15 protein-coding genes are annotated in these 14,297 nt (G+C 63.0%); 10 read left to right on the forward strand and 5 right to left on the reverse strand.

Going from position 1 to position 14,297, the window contains the following annotated elements:
• Window positions 1-172 precede the first annotated feature (172 nt).
• From CXQ80_RS00375 to CXQ80_RS00385, 3 genes are all read left to right on the forward strand, one after another.
• Window positions 173-754: an alpha/beta hydrolase gene (locus tag CXQ80_RS00375; RefSeq protein WP_101315345.1), complete on the forward strand. Its 582-nt coding sequence runs from the start codon at window positions 173-175 to the stop codon at window positions 752-754.
• 63 nt (window positions 755-817) lie between these two features.
• Complete coding sequence (locus CXQ80_RS00380) at window positions 818-1,753, forward strand: sigma 54-interacting transcriptional regulator (RefSeq protein ID WP_101315348.1); 936 nt, start codon at window positions 818-820, stop codon at window positions 1,751-1,753.
• 180 nt (window positions 1,754-1,933) lie between these two features.
• Window positions 1,934-2,719, forward strand: a complete 786-nt coding sequence (locus tag CXQ80_RS00385; protein ID WP_101315350.1) for a MetQ/NlpA family ABC transporter substrate-binding protein — start codon at window positions 1,934-1,936, stop codon at window positions 2,717-2,719.
• Between the two features lie 68 nt (window positions 2,720-2,787).
• Here the strand turns inward: CXQ80_RS00385 and CXQ80_RS00390 are convergent, their stop codons facing one another.
• Window positions 2,788-5,151, reverse strand: a complete 2,364-nt coding sequence (locus tag CXQ80_RS00390; RefSeq protein WP_101315352.1) for a penicillin acylase family protein — start codon at window positions 5,149-5,151, stop codon at window positions 2,788-2,790.
• Window positions 5,152-5,237: 86 nt separating this feature from the next.
• Here CXQ80_RS00390 and CXQ80_RS00395 point away from each other — a divergent pair, with 86 nt between their 5' ends.
• Window positions 5,238-5,804 carry a sugar O-acetyltransferase gene (locus CXQ80_RS00395; RefSeq protein WP_101315354.1) on the forward strand — a complete coding sequence of 189 codons (567 nt, stop codon included), beginning with the start codon at window positions 5,238-5,240 and terminating at the stop codon, window positions 5,802-5,804.
• Here CXQ80_RS00395 and CXQ80_RS00400 read toward each other — a convergent pair.
• Window positions 5,783-6,337, reverse strand: a complete 555-nt coding sequence (locus CXQ80_RS00400) for a DUF6436 domain-containing protein (RefSeq protein WP_101315356.1) — start codon at window positions 6,335-6,337, stop codon at window positions 5,783-5,785. The genes CXQ80_RS00395 and CXQ80_RS00400 overlap by 22 nt on opposite strands.
• A gap of 117 nt (window positions 6,338-6,454) precedes the next feature.
• On the opposite strand from CXQ80_RS00400, the gene CXQ80_RS00405 reads away from it, so the two are divergent.
• On the forward strand, window positions 6,455-7,378 hold the full coding sequence (locus CXQ80_RS00405) for an alpha/beta hydrolase (protein WP_101315358.1): 924 nt from the start codon (window positions 6,455-6,457) through the stop codon (window positions 7,376-7,378).
• Here CXQ80_RS00405 and CXQ80_RS00410 read toward each other — a convergent pair whose 3' ends face one another.
• Entirely contained in the window at window positions 7,379-8,131 is a 753-nt protein-coding gene (locus CXQ80_RS00410; protein WP_101315360.1) for a DUF2059 domain-containing protein, read from the reverse strand.
• A 120-nt stretch (window positions 8,132-8,251) separates the two neighbouring features.
• Here CXQ80_RS00410 and CXQ80_RS00415 point away from each other — a divergent pair, with 120 nt between their 5' ends.
• Both CXQ80_RS00415 and CXQ80_RS00420 read left to right on the forward strand, forming a co-directional pair.
• Entirely contained in the window at window positions 8,252-8,875 is a 624-nt protein-coding gene (locus CXQ80_RS00415; RefSeq protein WP_101315362.1) for a 2OG-Fe(II) oxygenase, read from the forward strand.
• Window positions 8,862-9,365 (forward strand): DUF523 domain-containing protein, encoded by a 504-nt coding sequence (locus CXQ80_RS00420; RefSeq protein ID WP_101315365.1) that lies wholly within the window; start codon window positions 8,862-8,864, stop codon window positions 9,363-9,365. Before CXQ80_RS00415 ends, CXQ80_RS00420 begins: the two co-directional genes overlap by 14 nt.
• Window positions 9,366-9,380: 15 nt before the next feature.
• Here CXQ80_RS00420 and CXQ80_RS00425 read toward each other — a convergent pair whose 3' ends face one another.
• A complete protein-coding gene (locus CXQ80_RS00425) occupies window positions 9,381-9,866 on the reverse strand; it encodes an ABC transporter substrate-binding protein (protein WP_101315367.1) in 486 nt (161 codons plus the stop codon).
• Window positions 9,867-10,091: 225 nt separating this feature from the next.
• Between CXQ80_RS00425 and CXQ80_RS00430 the strand changes: the two genes are divergently transcribed.
• Window positions 10,092-10,568, forward strand: a complete 477-nt coding sequence (locus CXQ80_RS00430; protein WP_101315369.1) for a DUF4399 domain-containing protein — start codon at window positions 10,092-10,094, stop codon at window positions 10,566-10,568.
• A gap of 123 nt (window positions 10,569-10,691) precedes the next feature.
• Here CXQ80_RS00430 and serA read toward each other — a convergent pair whose 3' ends face one another.
• Window positions 10,692-11,921 carry a phosphoglycerate dehydrogenase gene (gene serA, locus CXQ80_RS00435; RefSeq protein ID WP_101315371.1) on the reverse strand — a complete coding sequence of 410 codons (1,230 nt, stop codon included), beginning with the start codon at window positions 11,919-11,921 and terminating at the stop codon, window positions 10,692-10,694.
• Window positions 11,922-12,091: 170 nt separating this feature from the next.
• Between serA and CXQ80_RS00440 the strand changes: the two genes are divergently transcribed.
• Complete coding sequence (locus tag CXQ80_RS00440) at window positions 12,092-13,489, forward strand: FAD-binding oxidoreductase (RefSeq protein WP_101315373.1); 1,398 nt, start codon at window positions 12,092-12,094, stop codon at window positions 13,487-13,489.
• A gap of 25 nt (window positions 13,490-13,514) precedes the next feature.
• The gene (locus CXQ80_RS00445; RefSeq protein ID WP_101315375.1) at window positions 13,515-14,180 is read left to right on the forward strand and encodes a fumarylacetoacetate hydrolase family protein; all 666 of its coding nucleotides are present in this window, start codon (window positions 13,515-13,517) and stop codon (window positions 14,178-14,180) included.
• Window positions 14,181-14,297 lie beyond the last annotated feature (117 nt).

Here is a 14,297-nt window from a genome sequence, read left to right on the forward strand (position 1 = left end):
CGTACCCTCTTCAGGCAAGTGCTTCAGGGCCATACCTCTTGGCAGGGGGGTGGCCCTTTTTTTATTTTCGAAACGTAAATTGGTTATAAATACATAGCTTCTTATTCCTTTACGGATATATCCCGCTCCCTATACTGGTCAACAAGCACGCAAACTTCCTGGAGGCGTCCCCATGCGCAATGAGTCAATTCGTTACCTGATTGTGCCGGGCTGGCAAGGATCGCCAGACAATCATTGGCAAAGCCACTGGCAGCGCAGCCTGCCCAACAGCGCTCGGGTCGAGCAGGCCGACTGGCTGACGCCGCAGCGGCACGATTGGGTGCAGGCGCTGGAGCAGGCGATTGCCGCCGACAGTACGCCGGTAATCCTGATTGCCCACAGCCTGGGCTGCATCACCGTTGCCCATTGGGCCGCTGCGGCCAGCCCGGCCTTGCTCGCACGGGTACGTGGCGCCTTGCTGGTGGCACCGGCGGATGTCGAACGGCCAACCTGCGCGCCGGCGCTGCGCAACTTCGCGCCGATCCCGCTGCAGGCACTGCCGTTTGCCAGCCAGGTAGTGAGCTCGGACAACGACCCAGCGGTGAGCGTGCCGCGGGCGCTGTATCTGGCCCAGGAATGGGCGGCCGAGGCGGGCCTGTTGGCCAATGCCGGGCATATCAACGTCAAGTCCGGGCATGAGCGCTGGGAGCAGGGCTTTGCCTACCTGTACCGCCTGCAAAGCCGGATCGAGCAGCGCACGCTACGGCGCGCCTGACCCGGCAGTTATCCACAGAATGCCTGAGACGCCCGGCTGCTGATGGCCCGGCGGGAGTTTGTCATGACCTTGCACGCCCCTTTCGGCCAGCCGCTGCTGACCTTCCCCGAGCTGGATAAAAGCCCGCTGAGCATTCGCGCCAAGGCGCTGGTGTTTGTCGACCCGCGCTCGCAGCAGCTGCGCCGAGACCTGGAGCGTCTGGCAGTGCAGCCGCTGCCGGTGCTGATCCGTGGCGAAACCGGCACCGGCAAGGAGCTGCTGGCGCGGCAGATCCATCGCGCCAGCGACCGCGCCGGGCTGTTCGTTTCGGTCAACTGCGCCGCCATCAGCCATACCTACGCCGATGCCGAACTGTTCGGCTACAGCGCCGGCAGCCACGGCGGCACCGCCAGCAGCCGGGCCGGTTGGTTTGGTTCGGCCAATGGCGGCACGCTGTACCTGGATGAGATTGCCGACCTGCCGTTGGCGATTCAGGCCAAGTTGCTCGCCGCGCTGGAAAACCGTGAAGTGACCCGGGTCGGTGCGCAGCAGCCGCAGCCGGTCGACGTGCGCCTGGTTGCCGCTTCGAGCATTGACCTGGCCCTGGCCGTGGCGGCCGGGCGCTTCAACGAGCGGCTCTACCTGTACCTGCACGAGGGCGAGCTGGAACTGCCGGCACTGCGTGAGCGGGTAGGCGATATCCTGCCGTTGGCCGAGTACTTCGTCGGCATCTACAGCGCCCGGCTGGAGCGGCCGGTGCCACTGATCAGCGACCTGGCCCAGCAAGCGCTGGAGGCGCATACCTGGCCGGGCAATACCCGCGAGCTGGAAAACGTCATCCATTTCGCCCTGCTGGTGAGCGATGGCGACGAGATCCTCGCCGAGCAACTCGACCTGCCCGACACCGCACCGCTGGCCAGCCTGGCGGCGCGACTGAGCCAGCTCGGTCATAGCCGGGAGCCGCACACCAGCGCAGCCCTGCGCCAGTTGCTCGAGTCAGCATTGGCGGCACTCGAATAGTCGATCGTGTGGCTAATAAGCGAAGTCGATGATGGCCAATTCTTTTTGATATAAGCAGCTAATCAAAAGATATTGTTCCGGAATATAAAATCCCGGTATCGTCCGCTTCACGCCCAGCGCAGCTTGCGCCGGGCACCCCATATTGCCGTCGCCGATGGCTCAGCTTACTTAAGGATCACCATGAAGAAATCCCTGCTGACTGCGGCCCTGGCTGCTGCCCTGGCGCTGACTGGCGTTGCCCATGCGGCCGAGAAACTGGTAGTCGCTGCCACCCCGGTGCCGCATGCCGAGATCCTCGAACTGATCAAGCCGACCCTGGCCAAGGAAGGTGTCGATCTGGAGATCAAGGTCTTCACCGACTACGTGCAACCGAACGTGCAGGTCGATCAGAAGCGCCTGGATGCCAACTACTTCCAGACCCTGCCGTACCTGAAGAGCTTCAACGAAGGTAAAGGCACCAACCTGGTCACCGTGATCGGTGTCCACGTTGAACCCTTCGGCGGCTACTCGAAGAAGATCAAGAACCTCAGCGAGCTGAAAGACGGCGCTACCGTTGCCATCCCCAACGAGGGCAGCAACAGCGGCCGCGCCCTGATCCTGCTGCAGAAGGCTGGCCTGATCACCCTGAAAGACCCGAAAAACGCCCTGGCCACGCCGAAAGACATCGCCGAGAACCCAAAGAACCTCAAGTTCAAGGAACTTGAATCGGCCATGCTGGCGCGCGTGCTGGACCAGGTTGACCTGGACATGATCAACACCAACTACGCCCTAGAAGCAGGTCTGAACCCGGCCAAGGACGCCTTGATCATCGAAGGCAGCGACTCGCCGTACGTCAACTTCCTGGTGGCTCGCCCGGACAACAAGGACAGCGATGCCATGCAGAAACTGGCCAAAGCGCTGACCAGCCCGGAAGTGAAAGCCTTCATCGCCAAGAAATACAGCGGTGCGGTACTGCCAGCGTTCTGATTTGCACGCTGACTGCCCTGAAAAAAACGCCGACGCATTTGCGTCGGCGTTTTTGTTTCTGCGAAAGGCTATTCGGCAGGCAGCAGGCGCAAGGTACTGCGCGCCGGGATCACGCCCAGCTGCGCCCGCTGATAACGGCCTTCGATGTAGTCCTCGGCCTGATCGCGATAATGCCGGTCGAACGGCACGCCGCTCTGGCCGAGCGGGTTGATGCTCAGCGCCTGGGCGGCGTCGGCGAAGTCGATTATCCGCCTGGTGGACGGCCCATAGGTGACCGGCCATGGCGCGGGGCCGATCTTGGCCGAGAGGTTGTTCGGCGCCTCGTGGGTGCCCGGCGCGGCAAACGGGCCGACGTTGAACAGCAGGTTGAGCGGCTTCTGCACGCCAAGCGGATGGTTATGGGTCAGGGTATGCGCCTTGCCCCATTGCCAGTTGGCCGGGTCGGCGCCAAAGGTTTCGCCCAGGTGGGCCAACGTCTTGTGCCAGGCCTCGCGCACCACCGCACTGCGCCCTGCAGGTTGACTGTTCCCGCGCTGGCTCCACCAGGGTGATTGCGGATCAGCTGCAAGGCGGGGAAGGGCGGCATCGATGGCGCGGGTGTTGAGCAGCATCGTGAACCAGGTATCGCCCAGCTCATCATGCAGTGCGGCATGGGCCAACTCGTACAGAAACTGGTTGAACAGGGTCGCGCTGGTCGAATCCAGCGGGTAGTCACCGCGCCACGCAGCGAGCTGCTCGACCAGCTCCTGCTCCTGCACGCCCTCGGCAGCTTCGCGCAGGGTCGCCAGCAATGGCGCAAGCAGGCGTGGGCCGTAGTCGCTGGCGGTGTCCAGTTGCAGCGCCTTGCTGTTGTCCATGTCCCACTTGATCTGCGGGTTGGCCAGTTGCCGGTCAAGCTGGCGACCACGGTCGGCCAGGTTGTAGTAACCCGGCACCGGGATCGTGGCCGGCGGCTGGAAGTTGGCCGAGACGATGTAGCCGCTGGCCGGGTTTTCCTGCTGCGGGTTGAGGCTGAAGGGGTAGAAGCCAAGCTTGTCTGCCTGGCTGCTGCTGCCGTCGAGGATGAACGCCGGGTTGACCCCCTCCGGGCGGATTGGCAACTGCGCCGCGGCCCACCAGCCGATGTCGCCAGCGGCATTGGCCCACACCAGGTTCAGCCCGGGCGACTGAATCTTCACCGCCGCCAGGCGCATCTTGTTCAGGCTGTCGGCGCGGTTGAGCTGGTAGAAGCCCTCAAGAATCGGGTTTTCGGTTTGCAGAAACGCCCACCACATGGCAATCGGCGTGGGTCCCGCCGTTTCGCCGAGCACGCTGTTGACGATCGGCCCGTGGGGCGAGCTGCGCAAGGTGATCTCGACCGGCGCTGCGTCCTTCACGGCGATCTGCTGCTGGCTGCGCTGCAGGGTTTGCCACTGGCCGTCGATCATCACCTGTTCGGGATTGGACGGGTTGCTGCGCTCGGCAATCAGGTCGACGTCGTCGTTCTGGAACATGGTCAGGCTCCAGCCGAAGTCGCGATTGTGACCGAGCAGGGCAAACGGATTAAGTGCCTGGAAGTAGCCATACAACTCAAAACCCGGCGCCGACAGCTCGGCCTCATACCACACCGCCGGCACGGCAAAGCTGATATGTGGGTCGCCGGCCAGCAGCGGGCGGCCGCTACGGGTGCGGCTGGCTGAAACTGCCCAGGCATTGCTGCCCTCGAACTGCGGCAGGCCGGCGGCGGCCAGAGCATCCTGGCTGGCGCTGGCCAGTTGCTCGAGGCTGCGCCAGTCGGCGGCTGCCAGGCGCGGGGCGAGGGCGCCTTCGGGCTGCCATTCCAGGTCAAAGATGTTCAGGTAATCGGCGCCAAGCTGATCGCGGATGTAGGTCAGCGCCGGTTCAGTGCGAAACGCGGCGGCGAAGCTGTAGGCCAGATAACCGGCGATGCTCAGGGTGTCTTCGGCGCTGAAGGGGCGTGGGGTGATACCGAGCAGGTCGAACTCGACCGGCTTTGGGTGGCTGGCCTGCCATTGGTTGACCCCATCCAGATAAGCCTGCAAACCTTGCCAGGCGGGGCCTTGGCGATCCTGACGCTGGACCATGCGGGTGGCCTGCTCGCGGATGCGCAGGCTGCGGAACAGGGTATCGGTGGCGACCAGCTTGCTGCCGAGCACTTCGGCCAGCTCGCCACGGGCCAGGCGGCGCATGATCTCCATTTGGAACAGCCGGTCCTGGGCGTGCACATAGCCCAGCGCGCGGTACAGGTCGGCTTCGCTCTGCGCCTGGATGTGCGGCACGCCGCGCTCGTCGTAGCGCACGTTGACCGGCGCTTGCAGGCCTCGCAGGCTCAGTTCGCCGTGGCGTTGGGGCTGCTTGCTGTGGACATACCAGTAACCGCCGGCAGCGGCCACGGCAATCACCACGACCAGCACGGACAAGCTGCGTTTCATCAGAACTCCTTGTGCATATCAACGCAAACGGTTGTCAGATCATTGACCGAAATCGCGCCACCAGCATAGCCCCCAAAGGAGTCTGCATGTCCCTCAGCGAAAAACAGAAGATGCTCAGCGGCCAGCTCTATCACGCAGGCTGCCCCGAGTTGCAGGCTGAGCAACGCAGCAACAAGCAGTGGATGGACCGCTACAACGGCAGCGACGAGCAGCTCAAGCTCAGCCGCCATACATTGCTGGCCGAGCATCTTGCCGCAGTCGGCGAGGGCGTGGTCATCCGCCCGCCGTTCTATTGCGACTATGGCTACAACATCAGTATCGGCGCCAACACCTTCATCAACTTCAGCTGCGTGATCCTCGACGTGCTGCCGGTACACATTGGCCACGACTGCCAGATCGCGCCGTCGGTGCAGATCTACACCGCCGATCATCCGCTCGACCCGGACGTGCGCCGCACCGGCCTGGAAAGCGGGCGCCCGGTGCACATCGGCAACAACGTCTGGATCGGTGGCGGTGCGATCATTCTGCCGGGGGTCACCATCGGTGATGACGCGGTGATTGGTGCTGGTAGCGTGGTTACCCGCGATGTCGCCGCCGGTGCGGTTGTGGTGGGCAATCCGGCCCGCGAGCGTCAGTCAGCCCAAGGGCAGTAACAGCCGACCGCGAGGGTGTTGGAGGCGCTGACATTGCGGTTCTCGAGCAAGGCCTTGAGGATCGGCTCGATGAAGCTGTTGCTTGAGTTGCACACGGCGCCTTCGCTGTATGGGCCGAAGTAGGCCAGTCGGCCCTGGCGGTCCCAGATCGCCACCGCAGGGCTGGCGGGCAGGCTGGCACTGCCGGGCAGCTCGCTCAGGACCTTGAGCGCGGCCAGGTTGGCCGGCAGCGCGCCATGGCTGGCGGGCTTTTGCAGCAGATAGAAACTCACTCCCTGCGGCGTGAACTGTTCGACCAGTTCGCTCAGATGTTGCTGGTTGCCGACGTTGCACGGGCAAGCCGGGTCCCAGAAATGCACCACACGGATCGCCCCGGGGCCGGCAAGCTCGGCGGGCAGGCGCAACTGGCTACCATCGAACAGCGTGGCCTGATTGGCGAACGGGCGCAGGTAACGTGACTGGAAACTGTCGTAAGCCCACCAGAGCACGGCGGCGCAGAGCAGGGTGATGGCCAAGGTCGACAGCTTTTTCATGGGGGGGCCGCAGCTGCGGTACTCGCTTTTTGCAATGAGTTGGAGGGGCGCCCAGCTTGCCATGCGCCGCGCTTGAGCTGAATATCCCAGATCAATACTTGTTCGCGGATTTTGCCGATGCCTGCTCCTTTCAACGTCGACCTGCGCAGCGGCCTCGCGCCATTGTCGAGCCGCCAGCCGTTATCTGCCCAGGCGCTTGCGTACCAGCGCTTCTATGGCCTGGATCTGCCTGTGCAGCGTTTGCTCGGCAGCTTCGAGGCGGGCGGTTTCGAGCTGGTCGGCCAGGCCTGGCTGCCGCCGCAGCCGGTGGCGACGCTGTTCGTGCTGCACGGCTACTATGACCATATGGGGCTGTACCGGCATGTCATCGAGTGGGCGCTGAGCAAGGGCTTGGCGGTGGTCAGCTGTGATTTGCCCGGGCATGGTCTGTCCAGTGGCGAGCGGGCCAGCATCAGTGACTTCGGGCTTTATCAGCAGACACTGGTGGCGCTGTTCGGCCAGGCCCGCGAGCTGGAGCTGCCACGCCCGTGGCATCTATGCGGGCAGAGCACCGGTGGCGCGATCGCGGTCGATCACGTGCTGCATGCCGGCGAACACAGCCCGGTCGATGGCGAGCTGATCCTGCTGGCACCGCTGGTGCGGCCGCGGGCGTGGCACTGGTCCAAGCTCAGCTATCGGTTGCTGCGCCACTTCGTCAACGGCATCCAGCGCCAGTTCAGCGAAAACAGCACCGACCCGGCGTTTCTGCCGTTTCTGCAGGCCGACCCGCTGCAACCACGGCGCTTGCCGACTGCCTGGGTAGGTGCGCTGATGAGCTGGGTCAAGCGGATCGAGGCGGCGCCGCCGAGCACGCGCAGGCCGTTGATCGTGCAGGGCGAGGCGGATGGCACGGTCGACTGGCGTTACAACCTCAAGGTGCTCAAGGCCAAGTTCGCTGATCCGCAGATCCTGCTGCTGCCAGAGGCGCGCCATCATCTGGCCAATGAACTGCCGGCAACCCGTCAGCGCTACCTCGATTTCATCAGCCAGCGGCTGGGCTGATTACTTGAGCTGATTGCCGTTCTGGCCGACCGCAAGCCCGGCACGCACTGCCGCCAGTGCCGCCTGGTAGTACGCCTGGCCGTCGGCGGATTCGGCGAAGTTGGCGAACTCTTCCAGTTCGGCATCGCTGAGCTCGCGGTAGACGTAGAGCAAGGTGTTGTTGAGGTCTTCGCCGATCTGGTTCATCAGGCGCTGGCGCTGGCCGTCGAGCAACCCTTGCGCCTGACCGCCACCAAACAGCCCTGGGATCATCGAGCTGAGGCTGTCGGCAGCCACGCCGGCGATCGCCAGGCTGACTTCGGCGCCGGCTTCGCGCGCGGGCAGGGCCTGGGCCAGGTGGCCCATGATCAGTTGCCGGGTGTCGCTGACCTGCAGCTTGGGCAGGCCTTTGGCGTTCTTGGCCAACTGGTCCTTGCGTGTGGCGAGCAACTCGGCGGCCACTACTTTGCGCCCCAACGGCGAATTGAAGAACGCCAAGGCTGGCGCCGGGTTGGCCAGCTTGCTGCGTAGCTGCGCCTGTGCGCGCTGGTCCATGGCTTGGGCCTGGAAGCGTTGGTTGCTGTTGCTCACCAGCGCCTGGTAAACCGCAGGCGGCAGGCTGTTGCGGTAGCGCTGTTGGGCAGCACTCACGGCATCATTGAAATGGGCGCGCTGGTCGGGCCAGCCGGCGGCCTTGTACAGCTGATCGAGGCTGTCTGCCCAGACAGGCATGGTGCAGATCATCAGCAACAGCAGGGAAAACAAACGGCGCATTCAGGACTCCTGTCGGCAGTGCGCTATTGTCCGTGGCGCAGTGGGAGTTTGTCGAGACGCAATGACGCCGGTCAGCCAAGTGGCGCTGGAGGGGGCCTGGGCGAATGGCTATGATGCGCCATGCACATTACTTCCGATGTTTCCAAGCTGTCCGCGATTGTCGATGACCTGGCCAGCCAGGGCTGGTCGCAGCAGGCCGACTTTTTGCCGGCCGAGCTGGTCAGCGCGCTGGCCGCTGAATGCCGGCGGCGCGCCGGCGACGGCCAGCTCAACCCTGCCGGGGTTGGCCGTGGCGGCACGCTAGAGGTTCGCGAGGCGATCCGTGGCGATCACATCCGCTGGCTGGAGCCTGGCGAGTCGAGCGCTTGCGACCGTTACCTGGACACCATGGACGCGCTGCGTCAGGCAATCAATCAGGGCTTGTTCATCGGCCTTGAAGATTACGAATGCCATTTCGCCCTGTATCCGCCGGGGGCGTTCTATCGGCGCCATCTGGACCGCTTTCGCGATGACGACCGCCGCGCCGTGTCGGCTGTGATCTATCTCAATCAGGACTGGCAGCCCGGCGACGGCGGCGAGTTGCGCATGTTCCTCGATGACCAGCGCGTGCATGACGTAGCGCCGACAGCGGGCACACTGGTGGTGTTTCTGTCCGGCGACGTGCCCCACGAAGTGCTGGCGGCCGGGCGTGAGCGCTTGTCATTGACGGGTTGGTTCCGTAGGCGTGGCAATGAACCGTTCTGAATTGTCGCCGGTTTTGGTCAGCGCGTGTCTGCTGGGCCAGCCGGTGCGCTACGACGGGCGTGCCAGTGGCCATCCGGACGTGCTGCAAGGCTGGCAGGCCGAGGGTCGTGTGGTAGCGCTGTGCCCGGAGGTAGCTGGCGGCTTGCCGACCCCGCGGCCACCTGCAGAAATCCCCGGCGGGCAGGGCGCGCAGGTGCTCGACGGGCAGGCGCAGGTGATTACGGTGTCGGGCGAGGACGTCAGTGCGGCGTTTCTAGCGGGTGCGCAGATCGCCCTGGCGCTGGTGCGTCGGCACGGCATCCGGGTCGCCGTACTCAAGTCCGGCAGCCCCTCCTGCGGTAACCAACTGACCTACGACGGCAGCTTCAGCGGGGTCAAAGTGGCGGGGCAGGGCGTGACTACTGCGCTGCTGCGCCGCGAAGGCGTGCTGGTGTTCAGCGAGCTGCAGTTGGCCGAGGCGCAGCAGGCGCTGGCAGCCCTCGACCATTGAGATGTCATCAGCAGGTTACTGGCCGGCGGTAGGTCTCTCACCCTTGAGCCATTTCTTTTCAAGGTCCGCCAGCCTGCCGTCATCCTTGATCCGCTGCAGGGCGTTGTTCACTGCGCTCTCGAAGGCCGGGTTGTCTTTCTGGAACGGGATTACCAGCTTGTCACTGCCAAACGGCTGGCTGACATCCAGTGCCGCGTCGACCTTCTGCGCGGCGCGCAGCTGGCTCAGGGCAACATCGCTCTTGCCGCTCTCGACCTCGGGCAATATCTGTTCTGCGGGGGTTTCGATGAACTCGGCACGCAGGTCCAGCTCCTTGGCCAGGGCCTGGCCCAGCTCGACATCGAAGCCCGCCAGGTGTTCGTCCTGCTTGAAGGCATAAGGCGGTGTATCGGCTTGCACGGCAATGCGCAGTTCGCCCCGGTCGTTGATTTCGTCTATCAGCTCGGCCTGGGCCAACGGACTGATCAGTACTGTCAGCAGTACGCCAATGGTCAAACGCATGAGTATCCCTTCTTGTTCAGCAGGTAAATTTCATTCGCCGCTGCTTTATTTGTGGTGGCGGTCGAACGCTGGCTATGACCGTGGGTCTCTCCTAATGTTTAAACCGCTGATAAATTATTTGTGACAGCGGGCCCAGACACCTCGGGCCACATTTGGACTATGTTGATGCTCCGCTGCCGATCGTTACCTGGCGGCGGTCAATGAAGTGAATCACAGGAGAAGTGAATGAACAGCCTATTTTCGCGTGCTGCCGTTGCCGGTCTGCTCATGGGGGCGTCGGTACTCGCCAGTGCAGCGGATGCACTGCAAAGCCAGGAGCCGCCGAAGGATGCCAAGGTCTTCATTGTTTCCCCGGCGGATGGTGCCACGGTCGACAAGACCTTTACCGTCAAATTTGCCATCGAAGGCATGGCGCTGAAACCCGCTGGCGACCAGACTCCGCATAGCGGCCACCACCACTTGCTGGTAGATGTCGACAAGCAGCCACTGAGCGATACACCGCTGCCGACCAGCCTTATGCCGGAAAACAACGCGCCGCTGCCGGCTGGGCCGCAGGTGCTGCATTTCGGCAAGGCGCAGACTGAAGCGACCATCACCCTGACACCAGGCAAGCACACCCTGCAGTTGGTGCTGGGCGACAAGTATCATGTGCCGTTCAAGCCTAGCGTTGAGTCGCAGAAAATTACCGTTACCGTTAAGTGAAGTAAATGGGGCCGCGTTGCGGCCCTTCGCGGGTAAACCCGCTCCCACAAGGTTTGCTGTGGGAGCGGGTTTGCCCGCGAAGGGTCGCAAAGCGGCCCCAATATCTTCAGCCTGCAATCAAGCTCAGAACAGTACGCGCGAGCGGATAGTGCCCTTCACGTGCTGCAGTTTTTCCTGAGCCAGATCCGAATACTCGGCATCGACGTCGATCACCACGTAGCCAACCTTCTCGTCGGTCTGCAGGAACTGACCGGAGATGTTGATCCCGTTTTCGGCGAAGACCTTGTTGATCTCGCTGAGCACGCCCGGGATGTTTTCGTGGATGTGCAGCAGGCGGTGCTTGCCTGGGTGGGCCGGCAGGGCCACTTCCGGGAAGTTGACCGACGACACCGAAGTACCGTTGTCGCTGTACTTGACCAGCTTCTCGGCGACTTCCAGGCCAATGTTGGCCTGCGCTTCGGCAGTCGAGCCACCGATGTGCGGGGTGAGGATGACGTTGTCCAGGCCACGCAGCGGGCTTTCGAACTCGTCATCGTTGGAGCGCGGCTCCACCGGGAATACGTCGATGGCGGCGCCGATCAGGTGCTTGTCCTTGATCGCGTTGGCCAGGCTTTCCAGCTCGACCACAGTACCGCGGGCGGCGTTGATCAGGATCGAGCCCTTTTTCATCGCGCGGATCTCTTTCTCGCCGATCATCCACTGGGTCGATGGCAGCTCAGGGACGTGCAGGGAGACGATGTCAGCCAGACCCAGCAGTTCGTTGAGGCTAGCCACCTGCGTGGCGTTGCCCAGCGGCAGCTTGGTCAGCGGGTCGTAGAAGTACACCTGCATGCCGACGCTTTCGGCCAATACCGACAGCTGGGTGCCGATCGAGCCGTAGCCGACGATGCCGAGCTTCTTGCCGCGAATCTCGAACGAGTTGGCCGCGCTCTTGATCCAGCCGCCGCGGTGGCAGGCAGCGTTTTTCTCGGGGATGCCGCGCAGCAGCAGGATCGCTTCGGCCAGGACCAGCTCGGCCACCGAACGGGTGTTCGAGTAAGGCGCGTTGAACACGGCAATGCCGCGCTCGCGAGCAGCGCCGAGGTCGACCTGGTTGGTGCCGATGCAGAAACAACCTACCGCCACCAGCTTCTTCGCGCAGTCGAAGATTTCTTCGGTCAGTTGGGTCCGCGAGCGGATACCAATGAAGTGCGCGTCGGCGATCTTTTCCTTGAGCTCGGCTTCGGGTATTGAACCGGTCAGATACTCGATGTTGGTGTAGCCGGCAGCCTTGAGGGTATCGACCGCGTTCTGATGCACACCTTCAAGAAGAAGGAACCGGATCTTGCTCTTGTCGAGAGAAGTCTTGCTCATCTGCGTAAACCTGTATCCCGGAGAAATAATGGCGAGGAGGTGAAGCGGCGCGGCGTCGGCCTTAGCACGAACAGCGGGAGGGCTATGCTAGCATACGCGACACAATCTGAGCTCCCACCGACAGGTGAAGAGTGCTCAGGGTGACTATGAATAAGTCGAGAGTTCCGGCGATGACCCATCCTGCGGTAATGGAAGAGCTGCTGACCCTGGTCGACCCTGGCAAGGTGCTTACCGACCCTGCTTCGCTGGAGGCATACGGCAAGGACTGGACCAAGCATTACCCGCCTGCGCCAAGCGCGATTGTGCTGCCCAAGACCATCGAGCAAGTGCAGGCCATCGTCGCCTGGGCCAATCGCCATCAAGTTGCCCTGGTACCCTCCGGTGGCCGCACTGGCCTGTCCGCCGGGGCCGTCGCTGCCAACGGTGAAGTAGTGGTGGCCTTCGACGCCATGAACCAGGTGCTCGCCTTCAATGAGTTCGACCGCACCGTGGTCTGCCAGCCTGGCGTGATCACTCGTCAGTTGCAGCAGTTGGCCGAAGAACACGGTCTTTATTATCCGGTCGACTTTGCTTCGTCAGGCTCCAGCCAGATTGGCGGCAACATCGGCACCAATGCCGGCGGGATCAAGGTGATCCGTTATGGCATGACCCGCAACTGGGTGGCCGGTATCAAGGTCGTCACTGGCAAGGGCGAGCTGCTCGAGCTGAACAAGGACCTGATCAAGAACGCCACCGGCTATGACCTGCGCCAGCTGTTCATCGGTGCCGAGGGCACCCTGGGGTTTGTCGTCGAGGCGACCATGCGCCTCGACCGGGCGCCACGCAACCTCACGGCGATGGTTCTTGGCACCGCTGATTTCGACTCGATCATGCCGGTGCTGCACGCGTTTCAGGGCCGGCTGGACCTGACCGCCTTCGAATTCTTCTCCGACAAGGCCCTGGCCAAGGTCATGGGCCGCGGCGATGTCCCGCCGCCGTTCGCTACCGCCTGCCCGTTCTATGCACTGCTGGAATTCGAAGCCAGCAACGAGGACGTGGCCAATGACGCCCTGGCTACCTTCGAGCACTGCGTCGAGCAGGGCTGGGTGCTGGATGGGGTGATGAGCCAGAGCGAGACCCAGCTGAAAAACCTGTGGAAGCTGCGCGAGTACATCTCCGAAACCATCTCGCACTGGACGCCGTACAAGAACGACATCTCGGTCACCGTTTCCAAGGTGCCGGCCTTCCTGCGTGAGATCGATGCCGTGGTCGCCGAGCATTACCCGGACTATGAAGTGGTCTGGTATGGCCATATCGGCGACGGCAACCTGCACCTGAACATCCTCAAGCCCGCTGACATGAGCAAGGACGATTTCTTCGCCTCCTGCGCCAGGGTCAACAAGTGGGTGTTCGAGATCGTCCAGCGCTACAACGGCTCGATCTCGGCCGAGCATGGCGTCGGCATGACCAAACGTGACTACCTCGGTTACAGTCGCTCAGCGCAAGAAATCGCCTGCATGAAGGCAATCAAGGCCGTTTTCGACCCTAACGGCATCATGAATCCGGGTAAGATCTTCGCTCCTGAATAAAAGCAGCCAGCACAAGGAATCGGCCATGAGTTACCAGCACCAGTATGTAGACGGCACGCGCATCCACTTCCCGCTGGGCAAAGTGGTCTGCATCGGGCGCAACTACGCCGAGCACGCCAAGGAACTGGACAACCCCATCCCGAGCGAGCCACTGCTGTTCATCAAGCCTGGCAGCTGCGTGGTGCCTCTGGCGGGCGGCTTCAAGATCCCGAGCGATCGTGGTGCGGTGCACTATGAAGCCGAAATCGCCGTGCTGCTGGGCAAGTCCCTTTCGGCCAAGCCATCGGTAGAAGAAGTGCTCGACGCCATCTCCGGTTTTGCCCCGGCGCTGGACCTGACCCTGCGTGACGTACAGGCCAAACTCAAGGAAAAGGGCCTGCCGTGGGAGCTGAGCAAGAGCTTTGATGGCGCCTGCGTACTGCCGCCGTTCGTGGCCGCCAGCGCATTCGACGACCTCACCGACATCCCGGTACGCCTGACCATCAATGGTGCCGTGCGCCAGGACGGCAGCAGCGCGCTGATGCTCAACCCGATCGTGCCGATGATCCAGCACATGGCCGCGCAGTTCTCGCTGCAGGCCGGTGATGTGATCCTGACTGGCACCCCAGCTGGGGTCGGCCCGTTCGAGGCCGGTGACGAGTTGGTGCTGGAACTGCCTGGCGTGTGCCGCTTCGAGAGCAAGGTGCTCTAAGGGGCTGTTTGCCTAGCGCGCTGGCTCCATGGTGGAGCAAATCCCCAGAGCGGGGAGCCAGCGCGATGTTTATGCAAGGCTTGTCATTTTTTTCACAAACGATCTGGATAATGCGGC

Source organism: Pseudomonas sp. 02C 26 (assembly GCF_002843585.1).
GTDB classification, from domain to species: domain Bacteria; phylum Pseudomonadota; class Gammaproteobacteria; order Pseudomonadales; family Pseudomonadaceae; genus Aquipseudomonas; species Aquipseudomonas shirazensis.